This is a genomic window from Chryseobacterium shigense (assembly GCF_014207845.1).
Classification (GTDB): domain Bacteria; phylum Bacteroidota; class Bacteroidia; order Flavobacteriales; family Weeksellaceae; genus Chryseobacterium; species Chryseobacterium shigense_A.
Window position 1 is genome coordinate 1,528,960 of sequence record NZ_JACHLC010000001.1, and the last position, 17,698, is coordinate 1,546,657.

Consider the following 17,698-nt stretch of genomic DNA (forward strand, 5'->3'; position numbering starts at 1 on the left):
TGTAAACTATTTATTAATATAATTTAATTATGAATGAATTTTTCACTACATAAAGCAAATATACAAAAAAATAATATATCACAAATATTTGAATCAAAGATTATTTTTAATATCTTATGGCAAAATGAAAAAATATCAGAAAAATATTAGGTTTATGGAAACTTATTTAAAAAACTATTAACAATTTCATATTCAAGATTAACTCCGGATTCATTCCAGCTCAGCGACTTATCGTAAAAACCTAAGCAACGGTCATAAACATAAGGCTGGAATCCATAACTGATCTCTACCATCAAGGGATTATCCCCGGAATCAAAGATAAAGTCATACGCAACACATACCATATTCAATTGCTGAGCAGTTTTAAAAGCAATACTCACTGATTCCAGGTTAAATTTTCCGGGCGCAAATTCCAGCATACCACTTCCGGAAGCCCTGAAATCGTTATCTCTGGTATTTCTTTTCAGATAATAACATTTATCGCCAATCACGATGAGTCTTATATCATAGGTAAGTCCGGGAATAAACTCCTGGAAGTAAACATAGTTTCTCTGTTTGGGAAAAACTTTGTACTGTTTATCTACAAAAATCCCTTTAAAACCCCATTTTACAACTCTTAAAAAATTATGCACTGTTTTCTGTCTCCAGAATCTTTCGATGGTATCTGTAAAAACCGTCCAGGAATCAAAAGCGTTAAATCCACATCCAAAAGCCTGATTTATAATCTTTCTTGCCTGGCTTTTTGTTTTAATAAGCTTTACATTAATGGATCCGGCTCCTCCCTTTAATTTAAAAACCTTCGGGAATGACGTATTTTCTATATATTCTTCCGCTTCTTTCCGGTGATAAAAAACGTCTGCTTTTACCAATGGTACCCCCAAAGCTTCCAGGAGATACTTCTGGGCTACTTTATCGTCAAAATGCCAGTAAGCATCCTCTTCCGGAAAGGTTTCGATCCCGATCTGCTTAAGGGATCTGAACAAGGTTTTTGCATGCAGCATATCTTCATAATAATTCTGATTGAAATGCCACATAAAATGGGTTACTTTATTTTCTTTTACCTGCCCGATAATATCATTATCAAATGCATTCAATATCACATAAGGTATATTTTTTTCTTCCAGATATTCAATCCAGCGGTCAGAAAAGCTTCCTTTACGGTGATGTACTGCTATCTTCATTTCTTCGTTTTAAAAAATTTATAAAATAATCCTCCGCCCATAATGCATCTTGCCAGGGATAAATTAATAGCAGCCCCAAGAACAGAATAAAAGTGAATCAGGGGATAAGCCAAAATAAAACCCAGGACAGAGGCCAGTAAGGTATTTTTCATAACTAATTTATCCTGACGGTGCACAATAAAATAATTGAGTCCGAAAATATTATATAAGGTGTAACCAAACAATCCTATCGCCAATATGAATAAGATCCAGAATGCATTTTCATAGTTTATATTCAGGTACCAGAAGATTAATTTATTAAAAGCCAGCACGCCAATAATCATTGCGCTTATGGTAATGAGCATCATGTTCTTATACCATTGGAATGCATCTTTTTTGCGGTTCAGGAATGGGAAGAATACACGGGAAAGAATTTCAATCAGGGTTACAATCAGGTTAACTACCGTTAAAATAGCCTGGTAAATCCCCACCAGCTTTGGTGTTCCTAAAATTCCCAACAGAAAAGTACTGGTATTGTTGTAGAGATTCGGGACAAACTGGTTGATGAAAATGGGCGAATTGGTTTTTATCGTTTTAACAATCAGCTTATAAGGCAGAAATATGAATTTCAGTTTGTATTTCTTTACCAGCACATATTGCCCTACCAAGCCTGCTCCCACATATCCGGCGCTTTGCAGAAGAGGATAAATCCAGAAATCACTTTCCTTTTTAATAAAAATAAAGACACATAAGGTAAAAAAGAGTTTAATTCCCAAATTCAGATAAGTGATATAGCGCATCTTTTCAATACCTTGAAAAAACCATTCGGGAAATAATACATAGCCTAATAAAAGCAAGCTTGTATAAAAATAAATTTCCCTGTTCTCGTAGAACGGCGGATACAGATAAACCGCTATAGCAATGATAAGCCAGGATAACAACAGGAAAAGTGTTTTAATTGTTAAAACCTTACTGTAGATGATATTCAGCCTTTTCGGGCTATCCCTGTAAATGGCCACGTCACGGGTTGCTGTAATCCTGAAGCTAAAATCCGTCAGGGCAGTAAAGTAAGCAATAAGTGATGCTGAAAAAACAATGACTCCATATTTTTCAAAGCCTATTACCCTCAGAATATAAGGCAGAGTAACTAACGGCAGTACCATACCTATCAGTTGCAATGCGGATAATGAAACGAAGTTTTCCAACAGCGCTTTTTTATCTTTGGTATTAAAAATTTTCTTTATTCTGTTAACCATTATTTCAAGGTAATCGTTTCGGCATTGTTTTTAAATTTCTGGCCAAAGCCATTTGCATTTTTGGAAGATGCACCCAGTTTTCCAAAATCCATATTCACATTCACCTGGTGCGAAGCTCCTTTAAATGACCTGAATTTTGCCGTTGCATTATTTTGTGAAGAAAAATTGCTTACGCTGATATTCCCGTTAAGCTGAGGGAAGCCTGCATTGGGCTTGTCCCTGGTTACAGCCAGCCCGAAGCCGATCCTGGAACCGTTATCTTTAAAATTATTAATCGCCACTGAAATGGCCTTCTGCTGTTTTCCAACCATATTTCCGGGAGAAATGATGATTCCGTAGTTGCCGTTGTTTTCAGTTTCGATATTGTTAAGCTTAACGTTTTTTACTTCGTAGGAATTACTGTCCGGCTCAATATCTATTCCCGCCTGAGGATTAGTTCCGGATGTATTGGCGATGTAAGCATTCTCCAACAGCAGATTAACGACACCCCCAATAGTTAATCCGTTTCTGCGGTTATCTTTTAAAATTACATTCTTAATCGTTATGTCTGAAGAGTTAATATTATTTCTGCTGCCTATACAAATACCATCGCCCCAGTTGCTTTCAATATAAGAACCAATGATATTGATTTTGCCTGATGACAGTATATAGATTCCCATTCCCCATTCTCCGGCAGCCGATAAATGCTTGTGTTTATCTCCTGTAATATTGGGATAATAGATATCTACATTCTGAATATTGAACAAATTAAGCATCCCGTTACGGTCCTTACCGTTAGGCTTCATGATAAGTTTTGAGCTTTTCTGAAAAAGAATTTTCTGGTTGGATTTCAGTACCAATCCGTTTTCATTGATAAGAACAGGAAAATCAGGCATTATAAGGGCAGAATTTTCGTTGAGTCCTTTCTGGATGTAAGAAGTATAATCCGTATCTCCGTTTTTAGAATACCCTTCCGGAAGATAGGAAGTTATGTCTTTTGCCTTTTGAAAATATTTGCTTCTGACTGTTTCATACCCTGAAAAACGGTCTTTAACATAATATTGACAATTTCCTAAAAAATATATCAAGACAAAAAATAAGAATATCAGCTTTTTCATTTTGTCAGATTTAATTTGTTAATTATTGTAAAGAATGGTATAAATACAACCAGGTTAATAAATAATGTAGCGGAAAGGGAACCAATATTAATCATCATGGATGTTGCACAGCCAAAAGCTAAAATGATGTATAAAAAAAATAAAACAGGGGAATTTACAGTATAAGCTTTTGTTTCAAATCTAAAGGCCAAGACAGTTAACACAAATATATAGATGTAAAAAAAGTACTTTGAAAAATGATAAAGCCCCGCTACCGAAACCGGTACAATCTGGTCCCTGGAACGGCCTGCCCCATAGATATGATTATTGAACCTGATGTTTGTCTTATAATTGTCGTTGGAAAACTTCGAGAGTACAGGGATATTCTGCGTGATATCAGAAACGAAATAATAATATTTGTCAAAAGGGTTTACCTGGTTCTTTTGATAGGAATCATAGCCAATGGCATAATTGGCCACCCCTCCAAAATAAGCATTCAGCTGGTGAAGTGTAAAAAAGCCTCCCACATCGGCATTTTTGGTATTCCCGGAAAACTTGGCCAATGAAGCTATCATTAAGATCAACCCAAAGAAAACAGATGTATACGTCACAACCTTTTTCCTGTAATCCGGGTAGAAATAAACCAGCAACAGGATCAGAGGAAAGGAAGCATACACAATACTGAACCGGCTGATCCCGATAATAACAGTCGCATTGATCAATACAACAAGCATGGAAAGCATCAGCTTTGTCCCTTGTTTTAATTTAAATGAATTGATCAGTGAAAAAATAAATAGAACGATGTATGCCCTCATCACAGGGAACATAATACTTACCAGCGGGGAAATATTTTCCAGATCCCCGGAAACCTTAAGTTTTAAATAGGTAGCAATATCCCATACAAAACTTAATTTATGCAGAAAGCTTCTGTTCGATGCAATAATCAGTACAAACAGGAAAAATAAACCGGTTGTAATGGTATTCAACGGTAGAAAATCCAATTTCCTTTTCTTAGGTTTTCCTTCTTTTGAAAAGGTACAGATATGATAGGCAATCAATATGAACAACAGCTCAATAAGCATCATTGAAACTGCATAGGCTTCATTCACCGTTGTACTTCCGAATTTTAATTTATCACCCGTTATAAAAAGAAAAGGAATAACAATATACCGTATAAGCTGCTGAATGGTTATCACCCAGAAAATAAAATAAGATTTAAGCTTTACAAATATGTTGGAAATAAATAATGTAAAAAAGCCCAACCCTATGGGCAAAAAGTAAACATCCTGATAGGAAGTATTGCTGATTTTCCCATAGATAAAAAAACCTATGCAGAAAAACAGAAAACTTAAAGTGAATAAAACTAATTTATATGATTTATTTACCTCCATGCTCAACAGACAGCTTACTTCCCAGTTAATAAATAATAATACGGCACAAACATTTCAAGACCGGAAAAGATTCCGGAAAACTGAGAGAAAAACAAAATTTACTCTTCTCCCGGCTTTTATTTTAAACTTTATTATAACCTGGAATCACATTCCTCCAGAACTCCCTTCACGTCATAAATGATCCCGTCTTCTTTTAGATAATGGTTCAGGTCAATGCCCATAAATTCGTTATGTGCTACTGTAAGGATAATGGCATCGAACTTTTCATTTGGAATTTCATTCACAACGCTAAGGCCGTATTCGTGCTTTACTTCTTCAGGCTTGGCCCACGGATCAAAAGTAGTGACATGCAAAGCATAGTCTTCAAGTCCGTGGATAACATCTACCGCTTTGGTATTACGCACATCAGGACAGTTTTCTTTAAAGGTGATTCCAAGATTTAAAACCCTTGCCCCATTGATCGTAATTTTCTTTTTAATCATGGTTTTTACCAGCTGGGAAGCCACATACTGCCCCATAGAATCATTGAGACGGCGTCCGGCAAGGATAATTTCCGGGTGATATCCGTTTTCCTGGGCTTTCTGCGCCAGATAATAAGGATCAACACCGATGCAGTGACCGCCTACCAATCCGGGTTTAAATGGTAAAAAGTTCCATTTCGTTCCTGCAGCCGCCAATACAGCGTGGGTATCAATATCCAGAAGGTTGAAAATTTTTGCCAGCTCGTTTACAAACGCTATATTAATATCTCTCTGTGAATTTTCAATAACTTTAGCAGCTTCTGCAACTTTAATGGTTGGAGCTAAATGAGTTCCGGCAACGATTACAGATTTATACAAACCATCTACCACCTCACCTATTTCCGGTGTAGAGCCTGAGGTAACCTTCAATATCTTTTCCACCGTATGCTCTTTATCTCCGGGATTGATTCTTTCCGGTGAATATCCTGCAAAAAAGTCCTCATTGAATTTTAATCCTGAAACCTTTTCCAGGACAGGAATACATTCTTCTTCAGTAACGCCCGGATATACGGTAGATTCATAAATCACGATATCTCCTTTGGACAATACTTTGCCAACAGTTTCCGAAGATTTGTATAATGGAGTCAAATCAGGACGGTTATGCTTATCAACCGGTGTCGGAACGGTAACAATGTAAATGTTCGCATCCTGAATATCCTTTATATCATCAGAACAGTACAATCCTTTTTCATTGGTCTGATTAAAAGGATTTTCATTTTTTAATACAGCTTTCAATACTTCATTTTCTACCTCCAGAGTACTGTCTGTACCTGTATTTAACTCCTCAATTCTTTTCTGATTGATATCAAAGCCCACAACCGGATACTGTGTTGCAAATAGTCGTGCTAAAGGCAATCCTACATATCCTAATCCGATAACGGCAATTTTATATTGTTTTTCCACAAAAACTTGATTTAAACTTGTTTATTTTAAATTTTCCCAATACCAGCTGATTGCTTCCTTCAACCCCTTTTCTATGGTATGGGTAGGCTGATATCCTAATAATTTTTCTGCTTTTTCAACGGAAGCCAATGAATGCGGTATATCACCGATACGATTCGGACCATGAATAACATTAACACCTGCAATTTTTTCATCGAATTCACTTAAATATTTTTTAAGATACCCTACCAGGTCATTCAATGTAGTGCGGTCTCCTACTGCCGTATTGTAAACCGTATTCACTGCTTCCGGGTTATCCGTAAGCATCGCCAGCTCATTCATCTGAATAACATTGTCGATGTAGGTAAAATCACGTGAATAATCTCCCGTTCCGTTAATTGTCGGGGATTCATGATTGATTAACTGTTTTACAAATAAGGGAATCACAGCAGCATAAGCACCGTTTGGGTCCTGTCTGCGCCCGAATACATTGAAATATCTTAAGCCGATACATTCCATCCCGTAGGTTTTCCCAAATACATCAGCATACAGTTCGTTTACATATTTGGTAATGGCGTATGGCGATAATGGTTTCCCGATCACGTCCTCTACTTTAGGTAATGAAGCAGAATCCCCGTAGGTTGATGATGAAGCAGCGTATACAAAACGCTTTACTTTCGCATCACGTGCAGCAACCAGCATATTTAAAAACCCGGAAACGTTAACATCGTTACTCGTAACAGGATCTTTAATGGATCTCGGAACCGAACCCAATGCCGCCTGATGCAATATATAATCTACATTTTCCACTGCTTTCTGACAAACTTCCAAATCACGGATATCACCTTCAATGAGTTTATAGTTTGGATTTTCAAGAAAAGGATCGATATTATGGCGGTGTCCTGTTGCAAAATTATCCAGGCAAACTACATGACAGCCCTTATTTAAAAAATACTCCGTTAAGTTAGAGCCAATAAACCCCGCTCCTCCTGTAATTAAAATTTTATTCATTTCTATGATTTAAAAATTTTGTTCCACCAGCTTTTCTTGTCTTTGGTCTGGCTGTAACCGTAGCCGTAGCTGTAGTTGTATCCGTATCCTCCCGCACGTTTCGAAACATCATTAATAATAAAGGATACATTGGTAAGTTTAGAGTCCCTCACCAGGTCATTGGCAAAATCCACCAATATATTTTTCGATACTCCGGACCGCAAAACATACAATGTTGCATCGGCAGTATCAGCAATACTCAATGTATCCGAAACCAGCATGAGCGGAGCGGAATCTATAATGATATAAGCGTACTGAGAAGACATCTGTTCAATAAGTTTCTGATATCTTCCATTGGAAAGCAGTTCCTGAGGATTGGGTGGAATTGTTCCCGCATAAATAACATCGCAGAAAGGATTGGTAGTTGATGCATGGATAAGATCTTCCACATTTACCGAATCATCGTATAAAAATTCGGTGAGACCTTTGCGTTTTACGGGCTCGCTGTCATACCGCTGGATCTGGGGATTACGGATGTCCGAACCAATCAGAAGGGCTCTTCCGTTTTTATTTGCTATGGTTAGGGCCAGATTAACAGATACGAGGGTTTTCCCTTCCCCTTTCACGGAAGAAGTTACCATGATTACTTTGGCAGAATCTTTTGCCGGCAAAACAAATTTCAGATTGGAAACAAGCACCCTGAATGCTTCCGCCAGCTCTGAAAAATCGTTTTTCTGTACCAGATGGTTTTCATTGTCTTTAAGTGAAGGTATATCAACCAGTACCCCCAGCCCTGAACGCTCTTTAATATCGTCCCTGCTGTATATTTTATCATCCAGAAGGAAGAGTAAATAGAAAATTGCAAAAGGAATCAATAACCCGAGGAAAAAAGCTCCCGGAAAAATAATATCTTTTTTAGGTGACACCGGAGCATCTTCTGTAAACGCGGGGTTTACAATTTTAGCTTTCGGAACATCTACCGACAGATTGATTGCGTTTTCCTCTCTTTTTTGCAGAAGAAACAGGAAGAGCTGCTCTTTAAGATTCTGCTGGCGCTCTATTCCCCTGTAAACTTTAGATTGCCCCGGAACCTTCTCTATAACACCGTTGTTTGTTGTGATCTGGTTTTGCAGCTGTGAAATACCCGTTTGCACCGTTTGTTTCTGCTCATGGATATTATCACGGATTACATCTTTCAGGGAAGCAATTTCCCGGTTCATTTCTATAACAGCAGGGTTTTCATTGGTTGCCTGCTTAAGGGTTTTGTTTCTGGTGATAATAAGTGAATTGTACTGGGAAATCGTTTGTTCCAATGAAGGATTCAGCCCCAGATTGGACGGCATCAACTGACTGTTTCCTTTTGAAGCCTCTGATGAAAGAGAGTTCAGAAGATCCAGCTGGGCCTGCTGCTGAAGAAGCGCTTTTGTATTTTCGCTGGTATTCTGCAATGCCAGTTCTGCCTGCGCCTGCAGATCTACAATACGGTTACGGTTTTGAAAGTCTTCTTTCTGGTTTTCTACCCCGGAAAGGTCTTTGGTAATAACCTCCAGTCTTTTATCAATAAATTCCTGGGTATTCTGAGCCTGGAGATTTTTATCTCTCTGCCCGTCCAGATTATACTGTTTGGTAATTTCATTGAGAATGGCTTCTGATTTTTCAGGGAGAGATCCTATCAGGCTGATGTCCATCAACATTGCTTTTTCATCCGGCAAATTGACCTGTATTGTTTTTTCCAGTTTTTTAACTTTCTCAACAGGGTTCCAGAAAACAATTTTATACTCTGATTTTGGAGTAATTTCAGAATTTTTCCGGAGAACTACAATTCCAAAATCCAGCCGTACAGGAACATTAAATTCTCCTGTAATATTCTTTTTTTTCTCAGTGTGAAGGGTAAACTGATTTCCCTTTATTTCCGTTATGCTATATCCGGAAGAAACAAACTTTTCTTTAGTGTAAGCCAATACTTCGGCAGTAACAGGTACTTTAACAAAGAGTTGGGAATCTTTAATTTCGCCTGCACTGAAATACTCTACATTAAGGTTAAGGTTTTTCACCACCTGCATAAGTATGGGCCTCGAATTTACAACTGCCGCCTCGCTTTTCAACTCATCAGCATTTCCCAGTCCTATCCCGAGATTATCCAGATCTGCCAAAGCAGAGGAAAGATCGTTTTGCTTTTTATCAAATTTAAGGGTGGTCTTCGATTGGTATTTAGGAATGCTGTACCTGAGGTAAGTATATGCGCCTGCTACAAAGATCAAAACAGAGGCAATAAACCACGGCCATTTATAGAGATATTTAGAAATAGCCTTTCTTATATTCAACTTTTCATCTTTTGCCTGAAATTCTGTCTGCTGCATATTTTATCGTCGTGTTAAAGCAATAATAAGTGTACCTGCCGTTAGTAATGCACCAATAATCTGGAATGTAAGCGCCCTGTTCGGATTGGAGTTTGCCTGAACCTGCTTGTTTTTGTCCGGCTGCACGTACAATATGTCGTTTTGCCTCATATAATAGTATGGTGAGCTTACGATATCCGATCTGGTAAGATCAATATTCACTACCTGGTCTACCCCATCATCACCGGTACGGATAAGCTTTACATTGGTACGGTCTCCAAAATCCGTCATGTCCCCGGCAAGGCCAAGTGCCTGAAAAACATTGATTTTCTGGGAAACACTTTCTTTCTGTCCGGGTTCCTTCACTTCACCTAAAATACTTACGTTGAAGTTTTTAAGGGTAATTGATACCATAGGATCTGTAAGATATCTTTTCAGGCGGGATTCCAGGTCCTGTTTCAGCTGCACTTGGGTCATTCCTTTAGTATAAACATTTCCCAGTACCGGGAAAGAGATATAGCCTTCTTCATTCACAAGGTATTCGCTGGGCTGTACATATTGGTTAATTCCGGTATTTGTTTCGCTCCCGACCTTATTGGCTGTATTAAGGTTGAAAGGTTTTACCGCAATTTCATCAAGAGCGGAAACAAGAATCAGAAGAACATCTCCTTCCTGAATATGCAAACCCTGAAATTTCGCCTTTGAAACTTCCTCCTCCATATTATGCTTTGACATGTATACCATATTCTGCTTAGGCTTACATGACAGTAAGGTGACCGATAGCAGGATTAGGTATGTGATAATGGTTCTCTTCATATGTTTTTAAATCTACTGTGGTGTTTGCATTGAATTTCATCAAAACATTAATGATACAGAATCGTATAATAAATATTTTTTTGAATTATAAAAATTTCACTTAAACGTGAAAATATTTACAGTACTGTATTATTTTTAAGATTAATTCTTTTTGCAGCAATTTTCGTTCCGATTAAATAAAATTGATAAAAATATTTATTTATTTTTAAATTATTTTTTCCATAATTTAAACTATGTTATTGATATACTTCATGTTTTGATATTATATCAAGAATTTCAAATTCTGAATTATTGCTTTTAAATTCCGGAACAATCTCCTTCAATATTTTAACAACCTGCAGACTGTCTTTTTTTATAGCCGAACGCATAATCTGTTTACACAACATTTCTATCTCTTCAAATTCCATCACCGGATCCCTGGAAATCATTATCTTTTCGTGATGCGTAGGAATTGTAGTGGAATTATCCGTTAAAAGCTCTTCATAAAGTTTTTCCCCGGGCCGCAAACCGATAAAATCAATTTTAATATCAACATCAAGTGTATATCCGGACAGTTTTATCATTCTTTTAGCCAGATCCAGGATTTTAACGGGTTCCCCCATATCAAAAACATAAATTTCACCTCCATTCCCCATCGTTCCGGCCTGAAGCACCAATTCACAAGCCTCAGGAATTGTCATAAAATAGCGAATGATATCAGGATGGGTAATTGTAACCGGACCTCCTTTTTCAATCTGCTTTTTAAAATGGGGAATTACGGAACCATTGGAACCCAGCACATTTCCAAAACGAGTGGTGATAAATTTCGTTGTATTATCCGGGGAGTTTTGCAAAGACTGCACAAAAAGCTCAGCAGCTCTCTTGGAGGCACCCATTACATTGGTAGGGTTCACAGCTTTATCCGTAGATACCATCACAAAATAATCAACGTTATATTGCCTGGACAGTAAAGCCAAGTTTTTGGTCCCTCCAATATTCACAAAAACAGCTTCATGCGGGTTATCCTCTATTAAAGGAACATGTTTATAGGCAGCAGCGTGATATACTATCGAGAAACTATAATCCTTAAACAGTTTTTCAAGCCTGTAATGATTTGAAATATCCGCCAATACAAATTTGAAGTTCTGATCGGGAAACCTCTCCAACAGTTCAAGCTTCAGCTCATGCAAAGGAGATTCAGCCTGATCCACCACTACAATAAGTGATGAGTTCAACCGGGCAACCTGCCGGACAATTTCACTTCCAATAGACCCGGCCCCTCCGGTTACCAGAACACTTTTATTACAATGACGGTTTTTCACCGCTTCGCTTTCTATTTTTATGGGAGCACGGTCCAGCAGATCTTCAATCTGAAGCGGACGGATACTTCCTGCAACACCATTTTCCTTCATTTTATGAATACAGGGTGCTTTCAACACTTTCAAACCTTTATCCAGCGCAAGAGTTGTCCACTCTTCCATTTTCTGCCTGCTCATCATCTCCCTGATTAAAACGGCATCAAACTGATTCGCCAAACGATCATTTTTAAGAAGGTCTTTTTTATTATGAATTTTATAACCAAGCAGCATTGCCTTTTTAGAATCCGATCTTGCACTGAAGAAACCCACCAGCTGATAAGGATGGCCGGGATTATGAATGATAGCATTTGCCAATAATACAGACTCATCTTCTACTCCAGCAATAGCAATCCTCAGCCTGGGCAACCTCCTCTCAGACCCTGCAAACGACCTAAAAAGTCTCTTGGCAGACATCCTTAAAAAGAACATCAGAAAGACAGAAGTCAAGAAAAACAGAAAAAGAGCCGGGTACAGATACATAGGTTTTCCCAGCAGCATATGCGACATAAGATTTACGCCCAACAACACAACAAGAGCGCAGCCAGACGCCCAGAGAATTCTAAAAAAATCAAAAAAAGTGGAATATCTTATAATTCCCGCATATGTTTTAAAGAGAAACATAAACAGAATATTGACGATAATTATTACAAAAAAATTCCCATTGAAATATTCAGTAAAATTAATTTTTACATGCAGGTTTTTTAAGAATAAATACGTGGTTAAAACAGAAAAAGAAACAATTGAAATATCAATAAAAAAAATCAACCACCTGGGTATATATCTTAATTCTTTGATTTTAAAAACATTCACCATACTACAAGCCTAAAAACATTATATTTTTATTCTTAATTCAACATTTGGTGGTTTTTAATTTTAAGCAAATATAATTAATTATTAATAATATTTTTCAATATTATTTGTTAATTTTTATAAATACTGCTACAAAAATTACTATATTTTTAACCGAAAAATATTCATATCTTATTGCAGTACAATATTTTCCAGCCTGGAAACAGCACGCTAAAATGCCACACAAAATTTATGATTTAAACCGATAAAATGCGTATGTCCCGGTTCTCTTTGAAGAGATGAGTTCAGTGATAAAGTATGTAATTTTCCTTAAGCAATAGTACTTGACAGCGTTTTTATACACTCAGCCTTTATTTTATATTTTTTAAGAACGATTTAAAAAATTAACATTAAAAATCATTTATCATTATTAAAATTCATAAAAGTACTTACAGCTGAAGTATTTGCATAAAAAAAACAGCACCAATAAAACTATGGTACTGTTTAATACTTCTATAAAAAAACTAACTCAACCTGCAAAGTAAATTGCATATCAGGAGAGTGATCGGATGAATTACAGTCAGGAAAAATTTCGGGCCCAACTGTTATAAAAGAGAAAGAATATTTTTTTAATTTCGGATTCTCATTGAGGCAATATTTAAATCATTGGATGAAAGCAGTTTATTCCATCTGGCTATGGTATTTCTGCTTAATTTGAAATGTATTGCCAGCTGTGTGTTATTAAGCTTGTTTTTTCTCTGGTAATCTAAAATTTCGCGTATTGTTGAGATATCATAGGATTTATGCCTCTGATTTGCTACGAATCTTTCTTTATTTTTTTCCTCAAACAACAAAGAATTCAGCTTAATAATATCTAAAAAAGACAATTCTTTCTTTTCCAGAATAGATTTACACAGTTCTTTTTTTTCCGGATATTTTTCTTCTACAATATCATTATATATTTTCTTGTAATCTGGTGATCCTGGTCTTTGCATGACTTATTAACAATTTAATTTATTTAAGTTTATCTTTACATACTCATTTTCCTCTTACATATTTCCGTACTGTGTTTTTTAAAAGGGCCGAAGTGTGGCTGATCTCCGGCCAATAACAACAAAAAAACTATGCAGCCACAAACAAATATCAATTTTTTCGGGTACGTTATATTTTAAACCTGATCTGTTTTTTAAACTTTTTTCAGGATAATTTCCAGATCAAAACAAAACGCCTGTGCTGGTAAAAATGTACCTGCCGGAAACAGCAGCCTTATTTCACCCATCTGCTTTTTGTTACAAAATAATACTGGTTTTAAGAGCTGGTGCAAATATGTACCATTCATTTTTTTTATGAAAAAAAACAGATATTACATATCTATGACATATTCACATTACCTGTCAATTGTATCCGGGTGGATCTGCAAACTTTCTTCAGATCATTAAAAAAATCCAGTCTCATCCACCTGCATTACCTATAAATGATAGCATCTTAGGTTATTTGTTAAAAGAAAACCAGGTGATTGCTCTTAAGTATAACAGTTGAAATAAAATTTCAATAATATTATATTTACGATATTCTTTATTTAAGATAAACATCAGCCCTGCCTATGGCATGGTAAACTCTAACATCACCTACAGTACCTCCTTCATATTCTCTTTTTGCCTGTAAAGTAAATGTATAAGTTCCGGGGGTAAGACCTGAAATGGAATATAGTGTTCCGAAATTAGAATAAGCAATAGGAGTAGGATTGGGAGTATTATTCTGGTACCAGCTTACCATACTTACTGAACCATATGTTGTTGTTGCTGTTCCCGTTTGGGCAATTTGGAAACGTAACGAGCCATATGCATTTATTGAGGAGCCATATACCATTGTATACCCCGTAAAATTCAACACTACTTTTGCATTGGAAGAAGGTACGGTCACAGTAACTGAAGAGCCAGGTATCGTAACATAATTGTTTCCTGCAGGCAAACCTGACAATTGCCCTCCTGTAACTGGTGTACTGGAGTTATAATCAACAAGACTTTGGTTAACATCAGCGTCCAGATCCCATCCATTGATTCCACTGGCCGTAAGTGTGGCAAATTTTCCTGGCCGTAAAACAAAAGTACCGGTATTGGCGATGTAGCCTCCCAAACGCATGATCTGGCCGGATGCTGCAGTTAAGGTTAAGATATTAGACGTACTGTTGTTCTTGATATAGTATTTTCTACCCATGAAATCTGCTGCTGTACCGTCAGTTGCAGATTTTGAAGGAAGGCTCAGAGTAAGGTCTGCTGTTCCTGAAAAGGAAACATGATAGTCTTTAGGATTAAGCACCTCTGTTGCTGGTATTGTTGTTGTTATAATTTCACGGAAATTGCCTTCAACAGACCCTCTTACATCCATTGTACTGGAGGGTGTCGGTGTATTTATACCGACCTGAGAATAGGCATGGGCAGATAAAAATAGTATGCCTGCCCAAAATAACAGTTTTGTTTTCATTGTGTTTTTTTAAATCTTTATTATATAATACGGATCAAAATAAAATTGTAATGATCCATAAGACGTATTGTTTATTTTATATAAACTTCTGCTTTGCCTGTAGAACCCAAAATTCTGACTGCAGTTACAGTGCCTGTTTCGAAGGCTCTCTGTACTGCAAAAGAAAATGTGTACGTTCCGGGATCAAGATTGGTAACAGAATAGGTTGTGGAGAAATTAAATCTAGGGCCATTAGTTCCGTTATAATTGTACCATTGGTCTTGTATTATCTGAGCATTACTGGCTCCATACTCTGCCAATGCCGTACCTGTCTGTTTAATATAGTATTTTAAATAACCGCCTGAACCAGCTGAACCGGTAGTCTCTCCATATCCTGTAAAAATTAATTCTACCTTTGCACCTTTAAAAGGCACGGTTACAGTAACAGGAGAATCAGTCATGATATATCGGTCATAGCTTCCGGGAGTTGGAGGTACATTTTGTGGTGTTGCAAGTATAGGTCCTTTAAAATCCATATCTACAAGCTTCCAGTCTACCTTGGTATCCACATCCCATCCATTAGCTCCGCCAGCTGTAATTACGGCAAATGTTCCCGGCTGTAAAACATAGGTGTTTGTACTGGTTCCGTACCCTCCTAAACGTATAATGTCTCCGGATGCCGCAGTTAAGGTTAAAATACTGGCTGTGCTGTTATTGCTGACATAATATTTTCTTCCCCTGAAATCTGCTGCTGTATTATCTGTAGCCGATTTTGAAGGAATGCTCAGAACAGCATTCGATGTCCCCGAAAAAGAAACATTATAATCTGTATTAGTAAGAGTGTATGGTCCTGTAATTTCTGTAATTTCGCGAAAATTACCTTCAATAGATCCTCTTATATCCAGGGTACTGGAAGGTGTAGCTGTGGTAATACCCACCTGAGAGTAAGCATGTACCGATAAAAATAAAGTACCTGCCCAAAATAACAGTTTTGTTTTCATTGTGTTTTTCTTTTTTGTAAATTTTGTTTTTGAATTTTACGGTATACATTAAAATTCCGTTCAAAATTTATGTGTTGTTTTGTATGCTCCGGATTGAAATAAATCCCGCTAATTGAATAGAATGTATTATTTATAATAAACCTGTGCTGTGCTTGCCGAGCTCCAGATGGTAACATCACTTATACTTCCCGCTTCTGCTTCTCTTTTTGTCTGTAAAGAAAATGTATAAGTTCCGGGAGCAAGATTGGTAACGGAGTATGCCGCTTTGAAACTAAAACAGACAGGAAAAACTCCACTGTAGTTGTACCAGCTTATCATATTTACTGAAGGATATGTTGCCACTGCTGTACCTGATTGGGCAAGTTGAAAACGTAATGTACCCAATGAATTGGCTGATCCGCCTGCAGTTCCCAAACCTGTAAAATAGAATACTATTTTTGTACCCGCAGTAGGCACGTTCAAAGTAATCGGAGAATCGTTCAGTGTATAATAGCCGCTTGCGGGTACAGTTTGTGCTACAACCTTTGGTCCGTTGGCATAGGAGTCAATAATAGTCACATAGGAGTCAGTACTCAGATCCCATCCGTTGGTTCCGTTTGCCGTAAGTACTGCAATTTTACCGGGCTTTAGAACGTAGGAATTATTATTTGTGATATTGCTTCCTAAACGCAAAGTCTGTCCGGTGGCTGCATTTAAAGCTAAAGTACTTGTTGTACTGTTATTCTTTATGTAGTACTTTCTGCCGGTGAAATCTGTTGCGGAACCATCTGTTGCAGCTATTGCAGGAAGGTTCAGAGTTGAATTTAATGCTCCGGAAAAAGAAACATGATAATCTTTAGCGTCAAGATCATATGTTGTTGTGATTTCACGAAAATTCCCTTCAATAGACCCACTTACATCCAGGGTGCTGGAAGGTGTTGGTGTATTAATACCTATTTGGGAATAAATGGGTGCCGATAAAAAAAATGCACTTGCCAAGAATACTAATTTTGTTTTCATTATGTGTGTTTTGTTCTTGAGGTAGGCTGGTTTAAAAACCTGCTGCAAATTTGTATCTTTTTATCTTTTCCTACCAAAGAAATGCCTATTACATAGATATGACACCGTTATAAAGAACTGATTTTCAACACACAATAAAAGCAATTTTTAAAACTATATATCCATTAATAATTTAATAAATTAATCTTTTTTTTAATTATGATTGATATTATAAAGAAATAGGTAACACCTGTTTTTGTAAAAAGAAACATATGTTACCTATTTGAAATACCTGCGTTATCATCCGGATAAAATCAAAAACTTTCAAATTATTTGAAAAACCAGGTTTCAGTTATCCGGACCAACAATACCTATAACAAGTTTACCCGTTTGTAAAAAGATGAATCTAAACCAGTCCGTAATTTTTTCATCCCGCTTTATGATTTAACAGAATGCATGCATTATAATTTTGCCCAGGCTTTGTTTGTTAATCATTTTTTTAGAATCTATTATATCATTCGGACTGAATAAGTATACTACCCTTTCTATTTTAAATAAACTTCTGCTCTTGGCCATGCAGAGGCATTATAAATTAGAGGCTTATTTCTCTAATTATTTGACCGCTCATGCCCAATAATATTAAAACTTTATTAATACTGATTGATTAAGTTAATTTGTATAGCACATATATCTTACCCG

The 17,698-nt window shown here is 36.8% G+C and carries 13 protein-coding genes; all 13 read right to left on the reverse strand.

The features are described from left to right. Window positions 1–152: 152 nt before the first annotated feature. Complete coding sequence (locus HNP36_RS07050) at window positions 153–1,181, reverse strand: RimK family alpha-L-glutamate ligase (protein ID WP_184159042.1); 1,029 nt, start codon at window positions 1,179–1,181, stop codon at window positions 153–155. Continuing rightward, the gene (locus HNP36_RS07055; protein WP_184159040.1) at window positions 1,178–2,416 is read right to left on the reverse strand and encodes an oligosaccharide flippase family protein; all 1,239 of its coding nucleotides are present in this window, start codon (window positions 2,414–2,416) and stop codon (window positions 1,178–1,180) included. The genes HNP36_RS07050 and HNP36_RS07055 overlap by 4 nt, the downstream gene beginning before the upstream one ends. After that, window positions 2,416–3,513, reverse strand: a complete 1,098-nt coding sequence (locus HNP36_RS07060; RefSeq protein WP_184159038.1) for a right-handed parallel beta-helix repeat-containing protein — start codon at window positions 3,511–3,513, stop codon at window positions 2,416–2,418. Before HNP36_RS07060 ends, HNP36_RS07055 begins: the two co-directional genes overlap by 1 nt. After that, window positions 3,510–4,883, reverse strand: a complete 1,374-nt coding sequence (locus tag HNP36_RS07065; RefSeq protein ID WP_184159035.1) for an oligosaccharide repeat unit polymerase — start codon at window positions 4,881–4,883, stop codon at window positions 3,510–3,512. The genes HNP36_RS07060 and HNP36_RS07065 overlap by 4 nt, the downstream gene beginning before the upstream one ends. 131 nt (window positions 4,884–5,014) lie before the next feature. After that, window positions 5,015–6,307, reverse strand: coding sequence for a nucleotide sugar dehydrogenase (locus HNP36_RS07070; RefSeq protein ID WP_184159033.1), 1,293 nt, complete (start codon window positions 6,305–6,307; stop codon window positions 5,015–5,017). 21 nt (window positions 6,308–6,328) lie between these two features. Further along, the gene (locus HNP36_RS07075; protein ID WP_184159031.1) at window positions 6,329–7,297 is read right to left on the reverse strand and encodes an SDR family oxidoreductase; all 969 of its coding nucleotides are present in this window, start codon (window positions 7,295–7,297) and stop codon (window positions 6,329–6,331) included. A 2-nt stretch (window positions 7,298–7,299) separates the two neighbouring features. Further along, window positions 7,300–9,636, reverse strand: a complete 2,337-nt coding sequence (locus HNP36_RS07080; protein ID WP_184159029.1) for a GumC family protein — start codon at window positions 9,634–9,636, stop codon at window positions 7,300–7,302. A 3-nt stretch (window positions 9,637–9,639) separates the two neighbouring features. Beyond that, window positions 9,640–10,350 (reverse strand): polysaccharide biosynthesis/export family protein, encoded by a 711-nt coding sequence (locus HNP36_RS07085; RefSeq protein ID WP_228456277.1) that lies wholly within the window; start codon window positions 10,348–10,350, stop codon window positions 9,640–9,642. A 317-nt stretch (window positions 10,351–10,667) separates the two neighbouring features. After that, complete coding sequence (locus HNP36_RS07090) at window positions 10,668–12,581, reverse strand: nucleoside-diphosphate sugar epimerase/dehydratase (RefSeq protein WP_184159025.1); 1,914 nt, start codon at window positions 12,579–12,581, stop codon at window positions 10,668–10,670. Window positions 12,582–13,186: 605 nt separating this feature from the next. After that, on the reverse strand, window positions 13,187–13,552 hold the full coding sequence (locus HNP36_RS07095) for a helix-turn-helix domain-containing protein (protein ID WP_184159023.1): 366 nt from the start codon (window positions 13,550–13,552) through the stop codon (window positions 13,187–13,189). Window positions 13,553–14,132: 580 nt separating this feature from the next. Beyond that, window positions 14,133–15,041, reverse strand: a complete 909-nt coding sequence (locus HNP36_RS07100) for a hypothetical protein (protein ID WP_184159021.1) — start codon at window positions 15,039–15,041, stop codon at window positions 14,133–14,135. Window positions 15,042–15,112: 71 nt separating this feature from the next. Continuing rightward, window positions 15,113–16,021 carry a hypothetical protein gene (locus tag HNP36_RS07105; RefSeq protein ID WP_184159019.1) on the reverse strand — a complete coding sequence of 303 codons (909 nt, stop codon included), beginning with the start codon at window positions 16,019–16,021 and terminating at the stop codon, window positions 15,113–15,115. 126 nt (window positions 16,022–16,147) lie between these two features. Further along, the gene (locus HNP36_RS07110) at window positions 16,148–17,020 is read right to left on the reverse strand and encodes a hypothetical protein (RefSeq protein WP_184159017.1); all 873 of its coding nucleotides are present in this window, start codon (window positions 17,018–17,020) and stop codon (window positions 16,148–16,150) included. Window positions 17,021–17,698: the final 678 nt, after the last annotated feature.